The sequence below is a fragment of the Williamsia sp. Y853 genome (assembly GCF_056786495.1).
This window is the reverse complement of sequence record NZ_JBXCJC010000001.1, coordinates 1,149,414-1,172,676: the sequence shown is the minus strand read 5'-3', so window position 1 is coordinate 1,172,676 and position 23,263 is coordinate 1,149,414. Positions and strand designations below refer to the sequence as shown.

Sequence of the window (23,263 nt, the reverse complement as noted above, 5' to 3'; positions counted from 1 at the left end):
TCATGAGGGTAGCCTTATCTTATCTGGGGCGCCAGCCTCCCTATTCGATTTACATGAATGCTTATCTATGTTTTGCGAACTCAAACTAAATATCGGACATATCCGAGGTGCGGTTTATGATGGCGGATGCCCACGCATCCAAGAATTGAGCGTCGATATCCTTTTGAGCTCCACAAACCCGGAGGTCAAGCGATTCTTCTCGGATGCGGTAGCTGAACACCATTTGATAGAAGAGGTCGTTACTTTCGCGTATACTCGGCCGCGCGCTTACTCCGTATTTCCTGGTGAGCAATATCGGCGACGCCGCATATCTCTTCGCCTTCTTGCGGCCCTCACGTGTTCCGAAGCGGACCAACGGACTCCAGGCCCGTGCTGCCGGGTCCGCAGGCGCGCCGCCGCACGCCGCCGTTCCGGTTGCCGTCCACCAGCCGAATGCGTCGTGACCGTTCCGGTCGTCGGCATCGACGAGCAGTCGCAGATCGGCATCGACGTCCACTGCCGAACCGAATTCGCCCCGGTCCGCCGCCTGCCCTGCAGCCTGCAGGAATGCCGCCTCCACCACTGCGGCGTCAGCACGGGTGGGCACCTCGCGGGTAAAGGTCTGCGCCCGGTCCCCGGTACTGGCGGACGAAAGGGCCTGCCCCGCGGCGGATCCGGGGTCGCACAGGTCATCGATCGCGTCCGTGGCCAGCTGTGACTGGGATAGATCATTCAACGCAACGGCCATGTCCACCAAGGAGATTCCGGCATCGGCGGGCTCGAGCACCCGCGACCCGGCGGCGAGTGCAGTCGCCAGCGTGTGCAAGGATCGATTGTCGGCGGCCGTCCCGTGCACCGCGACCACCAGGTGGTGTCCAGCAGACGAGGCAACCGCCGCCACCCTGCACATCACACCCTCGGCGGCATCGAGTTCGCCACACATCTGATGCGCGACGTGGGCGATGGCGGCATCGGCGGACATGTCGAGGGTGTGGAAGGAGATGGCATCGGCAACGGCAGAGGCCGATACCGGCAGCACCTCGGCGAGCAATACCCGGCCCCGGGCCCGGACCCGTTGGCGCAGCGCATCATATCGGTGCACCTGCTCCAGCAACGCTACTTCGAGGTGGCCGCGGCCGGGGGCCTGCGCGAGGTCGATCACCTCGGTGAGGGCGAATCCGGCGACATCCACATCGGATGCCCGGAGCCGATGCTGATTTGCCGTCGGAACCACGGCCACCACGGCTTCATCACGCGCCGCCGGACGTTCGAGATCCGCCACAGAGATCAGGGCCAGAGCGGCCTGTTCCCAGAGTTCGGCGATCTCGGCGAGGGCAGATCCGTACTCCACCCGATCGGATTCCAGTGAATAGTGGAACTCCACGCCGCCTGCGGTGCGACGGCCCACGATGTTGACCACCAACGGATGCGCCGGGCGTGCCGGATCTGTCGCGATCAGGCGTGGGAGCCCCGGCGGTGTCGTCCACACCCGCGCCTGCGGCGACGAGGTAGTCATCCCGCCATAGTTGAATTGGACCTCTGCGGTGGGCAATTGGTCGAACATCTCCCGGCTCTGATTGTCCAGGTACCGCAGGATGCCGTAACCGAGCCCGTCGTCGGGAACCTGATCGAGGGCGCGGTCGACGGCATCGAGCGCATCCAGTCCCACGATCGGCGAATCGAACAAACGCCCGGACAAGTCGTCCGGAACCCGAAGTGCGATCGGCTTGACGGTGGTGAACCACCCCACCGCACCCTCTGTCGGCGGCGCGTCCGGTCGGCTCACCCGGCCATGTCCTTCGACGTCGACCAGAAGACCGGCCCAGGGCTCCTGCCCGTCGCGCTGGCTCCGGATCCCCAGTGCCAGTGCCAATCCCGCCAAAAGCACCGAGTTGACGAATCCGTCGCGCCCGGCCACACCAGCGGCGACGGCGGCCGAGGCCGCCTCGCCGAACGTACCGGTATGTGCGACCCTGTCGATCCGGTCCGTCTCTGCCACAACCTGATTCGAACCGACCGCCCCGATGCACTCGGTCCAGTACGGCAACTGAGGACGGAACCGATCGAGTGTCGAATCGGTGTTGAGGTATTCCATCCACTCGAAATACGAAAGGTCCACCTCCTCTGCGAGCACTGGGCGCTCGTACATCTGCGACAGGTCGGCGATCAGGATCTCCCAGGACACGAAGTCGACCGCAAAATGGTTGACCACCCAGGCCACCACACCCTCGCCTCCGCCACGGTCGAAGTGGACCATGGTGGTCAGGGCTCCGTCCCCCAGATCGAGTTCCTGCGCCGCCTTCTCCTCTTCCGCCCGGATCAGGTCGGTGAACTCATCGCTCGACAGTCCTTGGGCATCAACGGTTCTTATATCCGTAAGCACCGGGTACGGATCCCCCGCATGCACCGACGGATGCCCATCATCGCGGGTGACGCGGAGCGACAGCGCGCCGTGGATCGCGATGGTCGCGGACAGTGCCTCACGCAGCCGCACGAGATCGACATCGGTTGGTGCGGTGAGCAGAAGTGTTTGCCGCACCCTCGACTGATCATCTCCGACACCATCGGAAACGGAGGCCAGTTGCCGGTGCATGATGGGCATCAACGACGTCGGACGGTGGGTCAGGTGCACCCGATCCGTTGCTGTATCGGCACCGTCGACAGGGTCAGCCTGTGCCGCAATGTCTTCGACCGTCCGGTGATCGAACACCATCCGGAGGCTGGTGAGGGCGCCGTGGGTCCGGGCGTGCCGGACGACCGCGAGCGCCGCGATGCTGTCACCGCCGAGATGGAAGAAGTCGGTGTCCACCGCCACGGAGTCGAGCCCGAGGACGGTTTCGAAAGCCTTTGCCACAGCGACCTCCATCGGTCCCTCCGGTCCACGCGCATCGGTACCGACCTGCAGCACGTCCTGTGGGTTGGGCAGCGCCCGTCGATCGAGCTTTCCATTGGTGGTGAGCGGCAACGCATCCAGACCGATCACATGACCGGGCACCATGTGCGCCGGAAGCGAGGCCTCCAGGTGTTCGCGAAGAATCTTGTCGATGTCGCCGGCCAGGTCACTTCGGCCCTGATCTGCGCCCACCCAATACGCGACCAGGTATTTCTCCGGCACGTATTCCGCCGGAGACCCGCCACGTTCACGTTCGGCGACAACAACCACCGCCGATTTCACCATCGGGTGCGCTTCGAGCGCCGCCACGATTTCATGGAGTTCGATTCGGAATCCACGGATCTTGACCTGATCGTCCGCACGCGAGGCATATTCGAGTAGCCCGTCGGAGTTCCAGCGCATCAGGTCGCCGGTGCGGTACAGGCGACTGCCACCGCCATCGAAAGGGTTGGCCACGAACCGAGTTGCGGTCAGACCGGGACGATTCCAATAGCCCTGTGCCACCTGAACACCGGCGACATATAGTTCACCGACGACGCCAGGGGGAACCGGCGCCAGGCGGTGATCCAGCACGTACGTGTTCAGGTTGTCGAGCGGTCGGCCGATGACACTGGCCCGCGGTTCGGAATCTCCGCTGAGCCGATGGACGGTGGTGTGCACCGTCGTCTCGGTGATCCCGAACATGTTGATCAGATTCGCCGTGCTCTCCGGATGCGATTCGTACCATCGGCGGAGCTTCCGGAAGTCGAGCGCCTCACCACCGAAGATGATGGTACGCAGGGCAAGTGAGGTATCACCGGTGCGCTCGCACTCGGCATCGGCAAACGCGTAGAAGGCCGACGGCGTCTGATTGAGTACGGTCACCTGTTCCCGGCGCACGAGATCACCGAATGCCGCCGGGTCCCGGGACGTGCCCTGGTCGACAACCACAAGATGTCCACCGGTGCACAGCGCACCCCAGATCTCCCAGATCGAGAAGTCGAAGGAGTAGGAGTGGAACAGCGTCCAGACGTCCTGCCCACCGAAATCCATGTCGCCGGTTGCGTCGAGCAGTGCGATCACGTTTCGGTGCGGCACCACCACACCTTTGGGCGTGCCGGTGGAACCGGAGGTGTAGATCATGTATGCCGGATCCGTGTTCACATGCCGGCGACGGCGTTCGGTATCGGCAACCGGATCCGCCGGCAGCACCTGAAGCTGCTCTGTCACTTCGGTATCGGTCAGCACGATGCACAGAGCCGCATGATCGGCAACGATCCGGCGCTCGTCCTCGCCGTGGACCAGCAGCACCGAAGGATCGCTGTCGGTGAGCAGATGATCGATCCGGGTTGCTGGATAGCCCGGGTCGACCGGCACATACGCGGCACCTGCCGTCAGCGTCGCCAGCACCATGATCACCAATTCCGGCCGCCGTGGCGCGAGTACGGCCACGCGGTCCCCCGCACCGACACCGCGGGCGATCAGCAACCGGGCCAGGCGGTTACCGGCTTCCGACAGCTCCCGATACGTCCACCGGACCTGCCCTTGTGACAGCGCAACCGCATCGGGGTCCGCGGCGGCCTGCTCGGCAAACAACCCGTCGATGGTGTGTGCACGCACGTCCACCCGCGGTGCACACGACCAATTCTGTACCAGCGCACGCTCCCGATGGTCGGCGATGTCGAGGTCACTGATCCGCTCGGTGGCGGCACCGGCAAGCTGCTGCAGCGCCCGCACCAGGGTATCGGCGTAGCGCTCCCCGGTACCACGGTCGAAGAGGTCCGCAGCAAAGACGACGTCGGCGGTCAACGCCCCCGAATCGAGCTCCACCAGTTCGAATTCGAGGTCGAACTTGGCGGTGGTGGCCGGCGTGTGGATCAGCTCGATCGGCACGTCGCCGATGTCGGCGGGCAGTCCACGCGCGTTCCGGTAGACGACCATCGTCTGGAACAGTGGGTGTCGCGAAGCGATCCGCTCCGGATTGAGTTGATCCACCACCCTTTCGAACGGCACGTCCTGGTTCTCGAACGCGTCGAGAACCAGCGCTTTTGTCCGCTGCAACAGTTCCGCGACAGTGGGATCACCGTCGAGGTTGTTCCGGACGACAAGTGTGTTGACGAAAAACCCGACCAGATGCTCGATACCCGGCTGTCCGCGACCGGAGACCGGTGTACCGATGGGCACATCGGCGCCCGCGCCAAAGTGTCCGAGCACCAGCGCGATCGCGGTCTGCGCGAACATGTACTCGGTGATCTCGTACCGGCGGCAGGCCGACTTGATCGCGCGCAGCACTCTCGGGTCGAGGACCCGGCTGACGGTGAAGCCCTCTTGGCCGGCCACGGCCTGCCGTGGCCGGTCGGTGAGGATCGGCAGTTCGTCCGGCAAATCCGACAGTTGCCTGTTCCAGTGGGCCAGTTGGCGCCGGATCACCTCCACCGGTTCCGTACCGCCTGCTCCCCCGCCCAGCATCATCTGCTGCCACTGGGCGTAGTCCGCGTAGTGCACCGGGAGTTGTTCGGGCTCTCCGACAGCCTCACCCAGGAACCGCCGGTAGGCACGGTCGAGGTCGGTGAACAGGATCGGGACCGACCACTGGTCGAAAGCACTGTGGTGCAAAACAATGCACAACACAGAGTCGCCGTCCGAGCGTTCCAGCACCGACACCCTGATGGGAATCTGCGATCCGAGGTCGAAGCGATGCCCACGGCAACGATCCACGAAGTCCGACTCGTCATCACCGGCGGTGAACGCCACGCCTTGATCCGCCTCGTCGACGGCGAGCACGTTCTGAACCGGGCCCGTCGCCGTGTCCACGAAGACGGTGCGCAGGGGTTCGTGCCGGGACAACAACTCGCGCAGGGCAGCACGGAGCGCATCGGCATCGAGCCGACCGTGCGCCCGAAGGGGGATCACGATGTTGTAGACCGGGCTCGGGCCTTCGAGCTCATAGAGGAACCACAGGCGCGCCTGCGATGCCGACAACGGCGCCGGGCCCGACTGCGCTCGGGGCAGGATCGGCGGTGCGGCGTCAAAACCCCCGGCACTACGCTTGCGTTCCACCACGACGGCCAGGGACCGGATGCTCGGGTTGTCGAAAACGTCCCGCAATGACAGCGCAACGCCTGTCTGTCCCGCAATCCGCGCCAGCACCCTGGTTGCCGACAGTGAATGACCACCGAGGGCAAAGAAGTTCTCGGTGGTTCCCGGATCCGCGACACCGAGGGCATCTGAGAAGTATTCCGACAGCAGCGTTTCCGTCGGGGTCGACGGCGCGGTGGTCTCGGCACGCCGGGGCCGGAAGTCGCGGAGCGTCAATGCGGCCCGGTCGAGCTTGCCCGAAGTGGTGACCGGCAACTCGTCGAGTACCACCACCGCTGCCGGGACCAGATACGCAGGCAGGGCCGATGACAGCTCGGTGATCATCGCGGCGGGATCAAGATCTCCGACGCCTTCGGCGGTGACGTATCCGACCAGAACACGCCCACCGTCGCTCTGGGGATGTGCGACCACCACTGCGGTCGCCACCCCGTCGAGTCCGCCGAGGACCGACTCGATCTCACCGAGTTCGATACGGAATCCACGGATCTTCACCTGCTGATCGGCGCGTCCCAGATAGACGAGTTCACCGTCGGTGGTCCAGCGCGCAAGGTCACCGGTGCGGTACATCCGGGTGCCGGGGGCCCCTTGCCGCGCGGCAACAAATCGTTCCGCGCTCAGCCCGGCCCGGCCCCAGTATCCGCGCGCCAACTGCGTGCCGCCGACGTAGATCTCGCCAACGGCACCCGGGGGCACCGGTGCCAGCCAACGGTCGAGGATTTCGATGGTGGTGCCCGGGACCGGCCTGCCGATCGTCACCGACCCGGACCCGCGGAGTTCGGCGTAGGCCACATCGCCGGCCACCTCCGATGATCCGTAGGAATTGATGACCACCGAATTCGGCGCCACCCGAAGCAGATCCGCGGTCAGCGATTCCGGTAGGTCTTCACCGCTCGATATCCATCGCTCGACACCGGAGAGCTTGTCGCCTGCCACATCGATCATCGAGCGCAACAGCGAGGGCACCGCGGTCAGCTGTGTGATCTGATGCGTGTCCAGCGCCTCGGCGAGGGCCCGCGGGTCGGAAGCGATCTGATCATCGGCCAGCACCACCGTGGCCCCCGCGGCCAACGCGGCAAGCAACTCCGTGGTGCCGTCGATGAATCCGGCCGAGCTCTTGGCGATCCTGACGTCGCGGCGACCGGGATCGACCGGGCCCCAGGCCGTGGCCGCCCATCCGATCCGGTCTGCCAGCGCTCTGTGCGTTCCGGCAACACCTTTGGGCTGCCCGGTCGAGCCGGACGTGTAGATGAGGTAGGCCATGTCGGGTTCCACCGACCGGCCGAGTTCACCCACCTCGATCCGGTCACCCGAGAATTCCGAGATGCGCGAGCGGGTTTCGGGGTCGTCGAGCACGATGACACGGGTGCCGCGGGAGCCCAGCAGGTCTGCCCATTGCACCGACAGCTGCCCACTGGTGACGATCACGTCGGGCAGCGCATCATCGAGCACGTAGCCGATCCGGGCCCGGGGATAGTTCGGATCGACCGGAACAATCGCCGATCCGAGGGTGAGTGCACCCAGCATCGCGATGACGTGTTCGGTTCCGCGGTTCAGCAACAGAGCAATTCGGCTCGCCGGGCCTGCCCCTTCGGCCGACAGCATCCGGGCCAGGCGAGCCGCGTCGCGGGCCAGCTCGGAGTAGGTCAGTTCCCCGGTCGGAGTGATCAGTGCCGTGCGTCCGGAGCACTCGATGGCGCGCGAGGCGAATTGGTCGGCAACGGCCGGACGTTCGGTCGTCGGCAGGCGGCCGGATCCGGACCATTCTGCGATGCAGCGGATTTCCGCCTCGGTGACAGTGGTGACGTCACCGATACGGGTCGCCGGGCCTGCGGCCGCGATCCGGCTGAAGTAGTCCGCAAACCGGTCGAGCAGGGCTTCGAGTGCTTCCGGTGTGTAGAGGTCCGGGTTGGCGTCACAGTCGAATACGAAGCCGTGGATCGGGTCGTTGTACACCGACAACGCCACATCGGTGACCGGTCCGGTGGCGACGCTCTCCGGGACGACGTCAAGGGCGCCGAACTCGTATCGGTAGTCGAAGGCCTTGATGTTGACGAGCGAGCCGACCGGCTGCATATCGGTGCCGACGAACCCGTTGTCGCGGGCGATGTCCTCGACCCGGTACTCCTGATGGGCCCGTAGTTGCTTGAGCCCTGCCACAACCGCTTTCACCGAATCGGCGATGGTTGCCCCGCCGTCAAGGTCGAGGTGCAGGGGCAGGATGTTGGCGGCCAGCATCGGCGTGCGCAGCGCGGCCGGGCCACGTCGCCCCATCATCGGCATACCGACAATCACCTGGTCGGACGCCATGAGATGGCGGGTATAGGCCGCCCAGCCGAAGATCACCACCTCCGCCCACGTCGAACCCGTGGCCTTGCAGAGGCTTTCGATGTCGGAGATGACCTGGTCGGCCACCACGCGGCGGGCGTGCAACCCGAACCTCGGGTTGACCGATGCGAGCGACACCGATTCACCGGCCAGTGACCGGCTCACACCACGCCCGCCGACCGTCGTCGACCAGAAGTCCCGGTCGGCGGCAACAACATCGGGCGATCGCTCGGCTGCCTCCGCGACCGTGGTCAGCGCGGCGAACGACGAATCCTCCACGGGCTTGCCCGCAACGAGTGCGGTGTACACCTGTGCGACGCGCTTCGAGACCAGCGACAGGCCATAGGCGTCGATGAGGATGTGATGGATGCGCAAGAACCAGACCCACCGGTTCTCACCGAGATCGAACAGTATCGAGTCCACCAGATCGGCACCGTGCAGGTCGCGGGCGACCGCCAGTTCTGCCTCCATCGCGCGACGGACCCGGCTATCGGCTGTCTCTGCGCCGGACGCATCGGACGACAGGTCGATGACGCTCCACGGCGCTGCCCGATCGTCGGGGCATGCCAACGCGCTGTCACCGTCGGCGACAAAGCGGGAACGCAGTACTTCGGCGTCCCTCCACGTTTGCCGCCATGCACCCTCGTGCGCCCGCGCGTTCAGCTCCCCGTGCAACCACATCGCCTGACCGATGTTGAACACTGCGCTGTCGGGCATCAGCTGCTGGGCGAACCACACACCCTGCTGAGCTCGCAGCAGTTCGATTCCGGTGACTGTCGACGTTGACATGTTCATATCTCCTAGGTCGAATTACGAGTTCAGCGAAGGTGCTGCGCCCACCACGGCGCCCATTCGGAGACGCCTGCGGCTGACACCATGTCCTCGTGGTCGACGTCCACAATGCGGACCTCGACGCCTTCGTGGAAGTGACGGCTCCACTGCTCGGTGGTCTGGCGGGTCGAGTCCGCGTGCTCCCGGCCGAGGACGAGCAGACCTCGGGCCTTGAGCGCGCCTCTGGTGGGCCGGGCCTCCATCAGCCGCAGGCACCGCTCGAACGAATCCATGAACGCAAAGGCCTCGCGGTCACCCAGATTCGAGAGCGGACCGGTTGTTGCGGCGTTGAGCTCCTGGATCTCCGCGCGGGACAGTCCGGTGACATCGGGCAGTTCGGCGAAGCGTGCGAACGAGGTCCGCACCTGCAGTTCCCGTTCCTCGTCGTCCCAGACGATCACGGTCGACTCCGTCACCGGTGGGGTGTCCAGGATCGTCACGGTCGCAACCTCTTTGCCCATCGCTTCGAGTTCACGCGCGATACCGAACGCGATGTGGCCTCCGTACGACCATCCCACCAGGTTGTACGGCCCCTGCGGCGCACACGCCAGCACGGAGCCGGTGTAAAAGTCGACCAGCTCGTCGAGGGTCGCGAAGTCCAGCTGATCGCCGGCATGAGACGGATCCTGCAGCGCCACCAGGCCTCTACCGGATTCGACGTACGACGTCAGCGTCGAATAGACGGTCCCGAAACCTGAGCTCGCATGCACGGCGATGACCGGTTGCTGCCCGGTGCCGGTATCGGCCAGGCGCAGGAGCACCGGATCTGTGTCCGATCCGGTGGCGCAGTCAGGGTCGAGGGCCTGCGCCAACGCGCCGACCGACGGGGCGGAGAACACACTCTGCATGGTCAGCGAACTGCCGAGGTCCCGGTTCAGTCGCGTGACAAGGCGCGCGGCCAGGAGCGAATGCCCACCGAGCCGGAAGAAGTCGTCTTCCAGCGAGAGCGTCTGATCGGCGTCGAGACCCAGAATCTCTCGCACTACCTGTGCCACAGCCCTTTCGAGATCGGTGGCCGGCTCCGTGCCGCCTTCGTTCGAGTTGCCCGGCTCCGGCAGCGCTTTCAGATCGAGTTTGCCGTTGACGGTGACGGGTATGGCCTCCAGTGAGACGTATGCCGACGGCACCATGTAGTCGGGCAGTCGCGCCGACAGATGTGCTCGCAGTGTGCGTTCGATTGCTGCCGGATCAGCGGCGGCGAACTCGGGTCCACCGGACGCCTCGACACAGTAGTAGGCGGCCAGGTAGCGGTCCGAAGAGGTGACGCCGCTCCGGTCACGCGCCACCACGGCCGCCGACCGAATACCCCGATGCTGCTCGAGAACTGTTCTGATCTCGTCGACCTCGACCCGGAATCCACGGATCTTGATCTGATCGTCCACCCGTCCCAGGTACTCCAGTGATCCGAATTTGTTCCACCGCACCAGGTCTCCGGTTCGGTAGATCCGCTCCCCCGCGGCGCCGGGCATCGGACTTGCCACAAACGCGGTGGCGGTCAGGTCCGCTCGGCCATGGTAGCCACGGGCCAGCTGCGGACCGCCGAGGTACAACTCACCGACCACACCGACCGGGACCGGCGACAGGTACCGGTCGAGTACCAGGGCCTGCGAATTGTGGGCGGGCACGCCGATCGGTAATCCACCGCCGAAACGTGCCCCTGATTCGAGCAACGCCGAACTGACCTTCTGCGAGGTGATTCCCACCGTGGTCTCGGTGGGCCCGTAGAGGTTGAACAGGATGTCACCGAATCTTGCCAGTGCCGCGGACGCGGTGGCCACCGAGAGTGCCTCACCGCCGCAGAAGATCCGCCGCAGACTCGACATGTCCACGTCGTCGAGACCGTATTCGAGGAGTGCGTCGAGCATCGACGGGACGAACTCGATGGTTGTCAGTTGCTCTTCGGCGATGATCCGCGCCAGGTAGGCCGGATCCCGATGTTCATCCGGATCCGCCATCACCACCGTTGCGCCGATCATCAACGGCACGAAGAACTCCCAGAGTGAAGCGTCGAATGATATCGGCGTCTTCTGAAGCACTCGTTCGTCGGGTTCGATACCGGTGACCTGTTGCTTCCACCGCAGGAAGTTCACGAACCCGTGGTGCTCGATCACCACGCCCTTGGGCCTGCCGGTCGATCCCGATGTGTAGATGACGTAGGCCGCATCGGATCCCAGGATCCGGCGAGGACGCTCTTCGTCATCGATCGGGGCACTGCCGAACCGCGCGAGTTGCACCTGCACGTCCGGACTTCCGAGGTCGATGACCGTGACGCCGTCACCGATCGCCACCCCCTCCAACGCGGCGCGCGTGGCGGATTCGACGATAACGATGGTCGAACCGCTCTGTGTGAGAACGTATTCGATCCGGTCCGCCGGGTTTGACGGGTCGACCGGAACGAACGTCGCACCAGCACGCACGATTCCGCTCAACACCGAAGGGAGTTTCACGGAGCGATGCAGCAGGACGGCCACCCGGGCCTCCGGTGTCACACCCCGCGCCAGCAGGAACCGGGCCAGCCGGTTCACCGCACCATCGAACTCCGCATAGGACAACTGCTTCCCACCACCGCGAACCGCGGGCACGGCGGCATGCGTCCGCGCGGCCTCGGCCAGCAGCACGTCCACGGTCACATCGTGATCAAGGGGTAACATCTCACCGCGCGACCAGCCGTCGATCTGCACCAACTCCGCGGAACCGATTACCGCGACATCCGACAGCCGCCGATCCACATCGCAGGCAAAAGCCGCCAGCACCTGACGCATTCCATCGGCCAACCGGTGTGCGGTGACCTCGTCGAACAACGAGGACGCGCACGAGATGGTGCCGACGAGACTGTCACCGGCTTCACCGATGTCGACCTCGAGGTCGCTCTTGACAGCCCCGATCCCCACCCTGTCGGGAAACGGCGAGAAGCCCTCTGCCAGCAGTGACTCCACACTCGAGTCGAGCACTCCGGCAACCCGATACGTCACGAGCGTCTGGAACAACGGGTTGTGGGCGCTACTCCTCCTCACGTCGGAGTCCTGCACGATCTGGCCGAACGGCACGTCCTGATTCGCGAAACCATTCAGGACAACCTCCCGAACGCGGGCCAGCACCGTGGCCAGGGTCGGGTTCCCATCCAGCCGATGACGCAACGGCAGAGTGTTGACAAAATAGCCGACAACGTCATCCAGATCCTCGTCACCACGGCCACCCACCGGCGACCCCAGCACCACGTCGTCACCGGCGCCGAATCCGAACATCATCACGGCGACTGCGGCCTGGACCACCATGTACATCGACGCGCCCGACGACGCACACAGCTCCCGAAGACCCTTCGTCACAGTGTCATCGACGTCGAACTCGAGCGAGAATCCGTCAAACGCCGCGACCACCGGGCGCGGCCGGTCCGTCGCCACCATCGACACCTCCGGCGCACCGGTGAGATGTTCGTGCCAATGAACCAACTGCTCGTGACCGACCGATCCCGGATTATCGAAGTCGCCCAACAACTCCCGTTGCCACACCGCGTACCGCCCGTATGGCACCACCGGACGGTCCCAGACCGGAGCGCGGCCATGGCGACGGGCCGAGTACGCCATACCCAGGTCGCGCAGCAATACCGGCAGCGACCACTCGTCAACCGCGACATGGTGGATTGCCAGCGCCACGATGACCACCCGGTCATCCGCGCTGCTGTCGACGTTCGCGAAGACAGCAGCACGCACCGGGAAGTCGCGACCAACGTCGACGGGGCGCTGCACCCAGGATTCGACCCGCGCATGAGCATCAGTGCTCGCGGTACCATCGACATCGGAGCCCGAAAGATCCAGCTGTTCAACGCCGAACCACGAACCGAGGCCATCGGTAGGGACAACCCGCTGCACCAACACACCCTCGCCGGAGTCGACGAGCAGTGTTCGCAACGCCTCCTGCCGGATCAACACATCGGTCAACGCCGCCGACCATGCATTCTCGTCGAAATCAGCACCAACCGTGAGGACCACCGGAATCGTGTAGACCGAGCCCGCACCGGTCACCTGCCCGATCAGCCACAGCGCTTCCTGACCGAAGGAAGCAGGCACGACCTCGCCGCACGCCACATCGGCGAGCCGAATCCGGCCCGCCCCATCGGCGGCCGAATCGAGGACGCAGGCAAGCCCTGCCACCGACGGACGGTCGAACACATCTCGCAGCGACAACGCCGACCCGAGCGCGCCGTTGATCCGCGACACCACCCGCATCGCCAACAGTGAATGACCGCCAAGACCGAAGAAGTCGTCGTCGGCCGCCACCCGATCCACGCCCAGCACATCGGCGAACGCGGTAGCGATCAGCTGCTCGGTCGGGGTCTCGGGCAGCCGCCCGGTGCCCGCGGAATCCTCCGGTGCGGGTAGCGCACTGTGATCGAGTTTTCCGTTTGCGGTGCGCGGCAACGTCTGCACCACGATCACCGCTGCCGGAACCATGTGCGCCGGGATGTGATCGAAGAGTGCGTTCCGGATCGCCGACGGGTCGAGGTCGTGGATCGTCCGGCGCCCGGCCGGGGTCACGTATGCGATCAGGCGGGACACTCCGTTCGGCGTATCCAGCACGGTCACCGCGCAGTTCGCGACGCCGGCGATGGACCCGAGTGCGCCCTCGACGTCACCGAGTTCGACCCGGGACCCGTTGATCTTCACCTGGTTGTCGGCCCGGCCGACAAAGACCAGATCACCGGATTCGGTCCATCGCACGAGATCACCTGTGCGATAGACCCTCTCGCCGTCGGCACCTGCCGGGGAGGCGACAAATCGTCCGGCGGTCAGGTCAGGGCGATCCAGGTAGCCGCGGGCCAGTTGCGCTCCACCCACGTAGAGCTCGCCCGTCACCCCAGGGGCGACCGGCCGCAGGAGATCGTCGAGCACCAGTACGTGGGTGTTCCAGACGGGCGAGCCGATCGGGATCGCACCCCGGCTGTCGGTATCGCCGCTGAAGCTGGTGACCTCCACCGCGGCCTCGGCCGGACCATAGGTGTTCCAGACCGGCACACCCCAGGCCTGTGCGATGCGTTCACGGAGAGCCCCGGACAACGCCTCGCCACCGGCGGACAGGTATTTCAGTCCGGAGCCGGACAGGTCGATGCCCAGTTCGATCATCGCGGCGATCACCGACGGGACGAGTTCGACAAAGGTGATGTCGCCGGCGTTCAGCTCGCGGCCGAGGTAGGTCAGGTCTTTGTCCCCGCCGTCATCGGCGAGGACAACCGTGCCTCCGACGACCAAGGGCCACAAGATTTCCGGGATCGCCGGATCGAATCCCACCGACGTCTTCTGCAACACACTCTCACCGACGCCGAGGGGGAACTCCGACTGCCGCCACCGGATCAGGTTGATGATCGCCGCATGATCGACCACGACGCCCTTGGGACGGCCGGTGGACCCGGACGTGTAGATGACGTAGGCGGCGTTGGACGAGCGCAGCGCCGGTTGCCCAGTGCCGAGACCGGCAGTCTCCGAGGAACTCTGGTCGGGCTCATCCAGACAGATCACACGTACACCGAGTTTTCCGGTGATCTCCGAGATGGCCCGGGCCAATCCGGATGTGGTCAACACCATCGCCGGACGGCAGTCGTCCAGAATCATCCGGATGCGTTCGGTGGGATACGACGAATCCACCGGGACCACGGTCGCTCCGGCCACCAGTACGCCGACAAACCCCGTCACCATCTCGATCGATCGCGGGACGAATACTGCGACACGGTCTTCGGGTTTGATCCCGTCGGCGATCAGACGGTGCGCCAACCGCGTTGTGGCCCCACCCAACTCCCGGTAGGACAACTCCCTCCCACCGCCGCGGACCGCAATCGCGTCCGGCTGCGTGCGGACCACATCGGCCACCAGCACATCGAGCGTCGCGTCACGATCGGCGGGTACAGCTCCACCCTGCGACCAGCGTTCGATGTGTCCGAGATCCGATGAGCTCACCACCGCGAGGTCCGAAAGACGACGGGTGAGATCGTCGGCAAATGCGGCCAGCACTCGCGACAGACCGTCTGCCAATCGCCTGCCCGTCGACTCATCGAACAGCGCTGCCGCACAGGCGATGACACCGGTCAGTCCGTCGACCCCATCTGCGATGTCGATATCGAGGTCAGTCTTGACCGTTCCGATCTCGACCCGCTCGGCATAAGGTCCGAATCCTGCTGCCGCAAGCGAATCAGCACTCGACCCGACCACGCCGGCGGCCCGATAGGTCACCAACGTCTGGAACAGGGGGTTGTGCGCGCTGCTGCGCGTCACCTCGGAGAACTGCACGATCTGGTCGAACGGCACATCCTGATTCGCGAAGCCACCGAGTACGACCTCACGCACCCGATCGAGCACCTCGACCAAGGCCGGGTTGCCGTCCAGTCGATGGCGCATCGGCAAGGTGTTGACGAAATAGCCGACCAGATCATCGAGGTCCTCGTCACCGCGGCCACCCACCGGAGACCCCAGCACCACGTCATCGCCGGCACCGAAGGCACTCATCGTCACCGCCACAGCCGCCTGCACCAGCATGTACATCGACACATCCGACGACGCCGCCAAGGCCCGGAGCCTCTGCGTCACAGCGTCATCGACCGAGAACTCCACCGAGAAGCCGTCATAGGACGCCAGTGCCTGCCGAGGCCGGTCCGTCGCCACCATCGACACATCCGGCGCATCCGCCAGATGCGTGGCCCAATAGCTCAGCTGCTGCGCGGCAACCGAACCCGCCACATCACCCTCACCCAACAGCTCCCGCTGCCACAGCGCGTACTGCCCGTACGACACCGCCAACGGCTCCCATGCCGGGTTCCGTCCGCGGCTGCGTGCCGCGTACGCAACACCGAGGTCGCGCAACAACACCGGCAACGACCACTCGTCCATGAACGCGTGGTGTATCGCCAGTGCCGCGACCACGGGCGCGCCCGCAGCGATCCCATCGGATCCACCGCAGAACACCGCAGCGCGCACCGGAAAGTCGCGGCCCACGTCCATCGGTTGCCGGACCCAGCCCTGCACCTGCTGCGGCACATCCGAGGCCGCCCTGCCGGTTACGTCGATGTTCTCGACAACAAGCCACGAATCGACCTCGTCGGCGGCAACCAGCTGCTGTTCCAGGACTCCGTCGCCGACGTCGACAAGCAGGGTCCGCAACGCCTCTTGACGTGTCACCACATCCGTCAACGCCGCAGACCACACCGCCCGATCGAAATCGGGACCGACCGAGAGCAGCACCGGAATCGTGTACACCGAGCCGGCGCCGGTGACCTGCCCGATCAACCACAGGGCCTGCTGGCCGTATGACGCAGGCACCACATCTGCGCACGCCACGTCGGCCACTTTAAGGCGCCCGACACCGGAAGCATCGGAATCAACCACCGCCGCAATGCCTGCCACCGATGGACTATCGAATACATCCCGTAACGACAACGCCGAATCCAGTGCCCTATTGACCCGCGACACCACCCGCATCGCCAACAACGAGTGGCCGCCCAGCGCAAAGAAGTCGTCATCGGCCGACACCCGGTCGAGATCCAGGATCGAGGCGATGACCTCGGCGACAACCTCTTCGGTCACCGTGCGTGGTGCCACGTAGACGTCCTCACCGGTGTCCACTGCCGGGAGCGCCCTGCCATCGACCTTGCCGTTGATGGTCAGCGGTATCTCGGTGATCACGCCGAACGCCGACGGGATCATGTAGTCCGGCAGTCTCTGCGCGACGTGCGAACGAAGAGCATCGGTGTCGATCTGTTGATCATGTTCCGCAGCAACCACATACGCGATCAGAATCGGGCCCGCGGCACCGTCCCGGACGACCACGGTCGCCTGCGCGACGGACGGCGCATCGAGCAGGACGTTCACGATCTCCCCGAGCTCGATGCGATAACCCCGGATCTTCACCTGGTCATCGACCCGGCCCAGGTATTCGATGCTGCCGTCGACACGCCACCGCGCCAGATCGCCGGTGCGGTACATCCGCTGACCATCGCCCCAGGGGCAGGCGACAAATCGGTGGCCGGTCATCGACGGCTGTTCGAAGTAGCCACGCGCTGTCCCCGCGCCTGCAAGATACAGTTCACCTGCAACTCCGGGGAGGGCCGGATTGAGTCCGGAATCCAGGATGTGTGCGCGTGTGTTGAAGATCGGGTTCCCCACCGACGACACGGTGCTGTCGGCGACATCGGCTCCCAGTGCATTGATCGTGTATTCGGTTGGGCCGTAAAGGTTGTAGCCCTCCACCCCGGGCGCTTCCCGCAGCGCGGTCCAGAGCACATCCGGTACGGCCTCGCCGCCGAGCGAGACGAACACGACGCCGGCAGCAGTCTCCGACACCGACAGACCACGCGGACGATCCCGCTCCAGAAGCCCCTGCTCGATCAGATACATCGCATACGAGGGCGTGACGTCGAATCCGTCGATCACCTCGCGGTCGTAGTAGGCCAGCAACGCGGTCGGATCCCGGCGCATGTCCTCGTCGATCACGTGCACCTCGTGTCCGGCGAGCATCCAGAACAGTTGCTCCCACGAGGCGTCGAAGGAGAAGGAGGTGGTGTGGGCGATCCGCATCCGGCGTCCACCCTGCCCGGCCACCACATGATCGAAGATGCGCTCGGCATGGTTGAAGTACATGTTGGTCAGGCCGCGGTACGGCACCGCAACACCTTTGGGGCGACCTGTCGAGCCTGAGGTGAAGATGATGTACGCGAGGTTGTCCAGATGTACCGGCGTACCGAGTTCGGTGGCCGACAGGGGTCCGGCCGCATACGCACCGAGTTCGGCGATCACGTCTGTGTCGTCGAGGTCGAGGACGGCACAATCCACCGAGCCCAGTCGGGTCGCGAGGTCGGTGGTGGTCACGACCAGGGTCGGTGCGGCGGCCTCGATCATGTATCCGATCCGGTCGATCGGATAGTCCGAATCGACAGGCACGTATGCCGCGCCGACCGCAAAGGTCGCGAACATCGAGATGATCATCCGCTCATCCCGCGGAAGCATCAGGATCACCCGGGATTCCGGGGCCACACCGCGGGCCCGCAGCGCACGAGCGTATTGGTGGACCTGCGTGCTGAGTTCGGCAAACGTCAGACGCATCCGGCCGGAGCGCAGAGCGACCTCATCCGGCGTCCGGGCCACACCGGCATCGAAAAGCTCTGCAACGGTGACGGGTTCGACATCCCGCGTGGTTGCATTCCATTCGGAAGTGACCAGCGCGTATTCGCTGTCGGTCGCCACCGCGATACTGCCAACCGACGACGCGGTGTTCGCGGACATGTCCTGCAGAACACCCCGTAGCCGATCCACCAGCACCGCAACCTGTTCGGCCGTATACAGGTCGCCACGGTAGGCGCACCGCACGTGAATCTGCTCACCGGGATACAACGCAAAGGAGACGGGATAGTGGGTTGAGTCGGTCAGCGCGGCATCGGCGACCCGCATCTCACCTGCCGGACCGTAGGTCTGTCCCTCCCGGCGTCCCGGATGGTTCTGAATGATGAAGAGGGTGTCGAACAACGTTCGCAGACCCACCATGGCCTGCATGTCACCGAGCCCGATGTAGGGGTGTTCGAGGACGTCCATGTTGCGCGCGTGAAGGTCGCCCAGTGCCTGTGCCACCGTGAGATCCGGACGCAGCGTCATCCGCACCGGAACGGTGTTGAACAGCAGCCCCACAATCGATTCCGCCCCGTCGAGGTCTGCGGGCCGACCGGACACAGTGGTCCCGAAGACGACATCGTCCTTGCCGACCAGCCGCGACAGGGTGATACCCCAGGCCGCCTGCAGGAACGTGCTCACGGTGACACCGGTCGCTGCGGCAGCGGCCCGGATGTCATCACTGAGCGATCGCGAGAGGTCTTCGTGGTGGTCCCTGGCCATCGCCGTGGTCGCCGCGATTGCCGCAGCGTCCGGACGCAGCAGGGTCGGCTCATCGAATCCCGACAGTTGACGGCCCCAGATATCGCGGGCCACCAACAGATCCCGTCCGGCCAACCATTGCAGGTACGTCCGGAAGGACACCACCTCGGGCAGCGAACTCCCCGACGGGTCGGTGTAGAGGTCGAGGAGCGTATCCATCATCAGGCCCGCGGACCATCCGTCGGCAAGGATGTGCTCAAAAGTCACACACAGTACCGAACTGCGCTGCGCGACCTCGATCAGCACGAACCGGATCAACGGCGGCGCGGTTGCGGAGAACGGCTGCGCCCGTTCGTGTTCGAAGACCTGCACGACGGTGTCGAAGTCCCGCCCCCACACATCGCGACGCAGGTGACGGAAGGGGACCTCGATGACGGACGGAACCACGGACAACGTGCGATCTCCGAGCGTGACAAAGCCCGCAGCCAGGTTCGGGTAACGCAACAGCAGCGCACGCACCGCCGCCCGCATCCGGGCCGCATCGACCTGACCGTCGATGGTCAGATGGAACTGTGATGCGTACAGGTCACCTGCCTGCGATGCCTGCGCGGACTGCAGGTGAAAGAGCAGACCCTCCTGAAGTGCCGAGACGGGCAACAGATCTCGCGGTGGCCCGAACAACGCCTCGATGCGCGCGCTGGTCTCGTCGTCGACGGACACCAGCGACGCCATCGCAGGATCGGCCGCAAAAGCAGACCCCACACCTGCCACATCACCGAGATGTCCGGCACCCCAGACACCCAGCGAGGCAGCCATGGACGCAGCCATATCGCCGGCACCGGGCTGGGCACCGGGGCGAATCGCCACGTCGACGACCACCGGTTGTCGCCCGTCGATCGCCGTCGCACCGATCCAGACCGTCGCCACCACCGCGTACCGCCCGAACGCCATCTGATCGCCATCGCGGCGATCCGAGGCAGGCAGTGCGTCACCGAAGCGGATCGAGACCAGGATGTCGGCTTCGGCAAGGTCGTCGAACATGCCTTCGGCCAAGGGATTCGCGAACCGCAGCGCGCCATGGTCCGATGCGGTCGGGCCGTCGATATCCACCACCGCGGCCAGGCCGGCGAGGTACTCGGCCGCTGAACCAACCGTGGAATCAGCAGCGGCAGCGACGAGATCGCCCGGGATCAAGAGCGGGAATCGACGACGGATACGGCCCGGGATCAGTGCCCAGCGCTGCGTCCGGGCGGGTTCCTCGACGTCGATGAGCACGCCGTCGGCGGTGTCTCCGTCGAGCACGCCGGAATCCACCAGGGCCCGTAGCACCGATCCGACCACCACAACCCTCGACGACAGACCGGAATCCGCCACCGGAGCGTCGATTCGGAGCCGCAGGCAATCAGTGTGCGCGGTGCCGGTCTCACGGCCTGCCGGGTCGATCCCGATGGTGGCAGGCGCGAGTTCCTCGAGCTCGGTGGCGAATTCGGCCCAATGATCACGTTCGAGCAGTTCGGGCGACTCCGCTTCGAGGAGGTACTGCGCGAGAACGGCCCGGCCATTGCCGAGAGCAACGGAGCTCCCCCGATTCTCGAGTCGGTCGTGGGCCAGGCGCCGGATGACGCCGGCGGCGCCGGAGATCCATACCTCGTCGAGATCGTTGGTGGTGACATCGATTGTCAGTTCCAGGACACCGCCGACGGTGTCGATCAGACAGGTCGCGTCGACGATGGCATCAGGGTCCGGGGTGCTCAGATCGCCCCGGACGGTGCTCACCCGGTATGCGGGCTGCGACGCGCACCCCGACGCACGCAGCAGGCCCGAGTAGTGACTGAACCAGCGTCGAACGGCCCATTCGACAGCAGATTCCGGAAGACCGTGCACGCCCGATACCGCAATCGACAGGCGGACCGGCGGTTGGCCGAAGCCGGCATCCACATCGGCGTCGGCAAGCAGATCGACAGTGCCACCGGCATATTCACTGCCGAGCGTCGCCGGCACAACGCCTGCAGTGGTTGTTTCGAATGTGTCAGTCATCAGAACCGAACCCTCCGTGGCACCCCGGTCGGACTATCTGCACGACCTCACGCATACTTGCCTATCAGTTTAGGCTATATGAAGTGCCGGGGGTTGATCGGATGCCCCGAAAACGCCGTGAGCCACCCCGGCCGGGCCGGGGTGGCTCACATGGATTCAAACTGACGCGAATCGCCTATTTGCTTGCAGCAGCTGCCAATTGCGGAGCCAGCTGGTTCACGCCCCACTCAAGACTGATCGGCGACGGGAACGCGAGGGCGAACGGCACACCCTCGGTCTTCGGCACCACGGCCACCGCACCCTTGGACACGGCGGTCAGCGTCGGCCACAGTGGCTGCGACTGAAGGACCTGGACCTGATCGGGGGTATCCGGGATCACCCACAGCAGATCCGCGTCGAGATTGGGCAGGTTCTCCCAGGAGACCTCACCCTTTCCGCCGTCACATTCGACGGTCTGCGCGTAGTCACTGAGCACCAGCCCGAGGTCGGCCATCACGCGTGCCATGTTGTCTTCTGTCGAACACAACACGTACACACCATCTTCAGACGGCGAGATGATCGCGTTGTAGGTCTTGCCCGCCAACACCGGGTTGTCGGACTTGGCGGTCGCGACGGCCGCCTCGGCGGAGGAGATGCTCGCCTCGGCCTCGTCGGCGCGGTCGACTACCTGGCCGATCTTGCGCACGTTGTCCTGCCACGGATCAGCGTTGGCCTCGGTGTCGAAGTGCAGCACCGGAGCGATCTCGGACAGTGCCGCGAAGGACGTCTCGTCGAGGCCCCAGAAACCGGTCGCCACGATGAGATCGGGATCGAGCGCCGCGACCGCTTCAATGCTGAAATCGGTGGCAGGCGCAGCGATCTTCGGTGTATCGGCCGGGTACTTACCCTCTGCCCAGGGGTAGATGCTCGTTCCGTTGGTCGCCGCATCGGTTTGCGGCATGCTCGGAATCGCGATCGGCGTCACTCCGACGGAGAGCAGGAAATCGGCATCGGTGGCCGACATCGCAACCACGCGCTGCGGCGTCTCTTCGACGACGGTCTCGCCGTATGCGCCGGTGACCGTCACGGCTGATTCGTCCGACGAACTGGCATCGGAGTCGCTCGAGCAGGCGGCCGGGAGCATGAGGGCGAATGCCAGGATCGCCACCCGGCCCGCCACACCCGTGGCTCGACTATTGGATTTCACTTTGTGCGACTTCCTTTACTTGCAGGCAGAGCCCAGTCGTGCCCTGCGCTATCCAGATGATCTCCGCGAATAGTACCTTTTTAGGAAGTCTCTGTATAGGTTCAAATGGCTGACGCGGAGAAGCCGCCGGGTTGATCTATGCGTCGTCGGACAAGTACCCGCCACCGTGCGGGAAGAAGTCCAGAGCGTTGTGTTCGACGTCGTCATCGGTACGGACGCGTTCGATCACCAGACCATGGTTCTGGCCCCGATGCGCGTTCGGGCCGGCCACGATCACCATGCCGTCACCCTCCTTGATGAAGATCCGGCCGGGTGTACCCCCGTAGATGCCCCGCGATACCCGCGCCTTGGTGATTCGGATGCGCTGACCACGCACAAACGTGTACGCGTTCGGATAGGGGTCGGACAATGCGCGGACGAGCCGATCGAGATCCTCTGCGGGCCAGGACCAATCGATCAGGCTGTCACGCTCGGACCGCTTGTGGAAGAAGGTCCGATCGTCGAGGTTTTGTGGCGTCCATGTCGCAGTCCCGGACTCGATCTGCGAGAGCGCATCGAGCAGCACCTCGGGAATCAGATCGATCGTGGCACCGACGAGTTCGGTTGCGGTGTCGGTTGGCCCGATCGGAACCGACCTCTGCACCAAGACATCTCCGGTGTCCAGATCGTCGTCCATCCGGTGTGCCGTCAGCCCGGTCTCGGATGCCCCACTGATCATCGACCAGATCACCGGGGAAAAGCCGGTGAACCGAGGCAGCAACGAATCGTGCAGATTCAGGGTGCCGTGCGGCGGGAGGTCGAAAAGCTCTCTTGGCAACCAGGTTCGCCAGTTGTTGGCCACGATGATGTCGGGCTCGGCGAGCTTCACGCGTTCGATCAGCTCTGCCGTCGGGCGGGTGGCGAGCTCCACATCGACCCCGTTCGACCGGGCCAGGTCCTCCACGGAATCAGCCCAGATCGACTCGTACCGCTGCTCACTCACCGGGTGGGTCACCACCAGGGCCACCTCGTGATCGGATCCGATCAGCGCCTCGAGGGTTTTGTACCCCCACGTCTGATATCCGAACATCACGACACGCATCGTTCACC

General features: G+C 65.0%; 4 protein-coding genes. All 4 read right to left on the bottom strand.

The window, feature by feature from the left end:
• Nucleotides 1-85 precede the first annotated feature (85 nt).
• Nucleotides 86-9,064 (bottom strand): amino acid adenylation domain-containing protein, encoded by an 8,979-nt coding sequence (locus AC1TPF_RS05595; protein WP_482143016.1) that lies wholly within the window; start codon nt 9,062-9,064, stop codon nt 86-88.
• A gap of 29 nt (nt 9,065-9,093) precedes the next feature.
• Complete coding sequence (locus tag AC1TPF_RS05590) at nt 9,094-20,988, bottom strand: non-ribosomal peptide synthetase (RefSeq protein ID WP_482143014.1); 11,895 nt, start codon at nt 20,986-20,988, stop codon at nt 9,094-9,096.
• 175 nt (nt 20,989-21,163) lie between these two features.
• Nucleotides 21,164-22,174 (bottom strand): ABC transporter substrate-binding protein, encoded by a 1,011-nt coding sequence (locus tag AC1TPF_RS05585; protein WP_482143012.1) that lies wholly within the window; start codon nt 22,172-22,174, stop codon nt 21,164-21,166.
• A 136-nt stretch (nt 22,175-22,310) separates the two neighbouring features.
• Nucleotides 22,311-23,255, bottom strand: coding sequence for a methionyl-tRNA formyltransferase (locus AC1TPF_RS05580; RefSeq protein ID WP_482136113.1), 945 nt, complete (start codon nt 23,253-23,255; stop codon nt 22,311-22,313).
• Nucleotides 23,256-23,263: the final 8 nt, after the last annotated feature.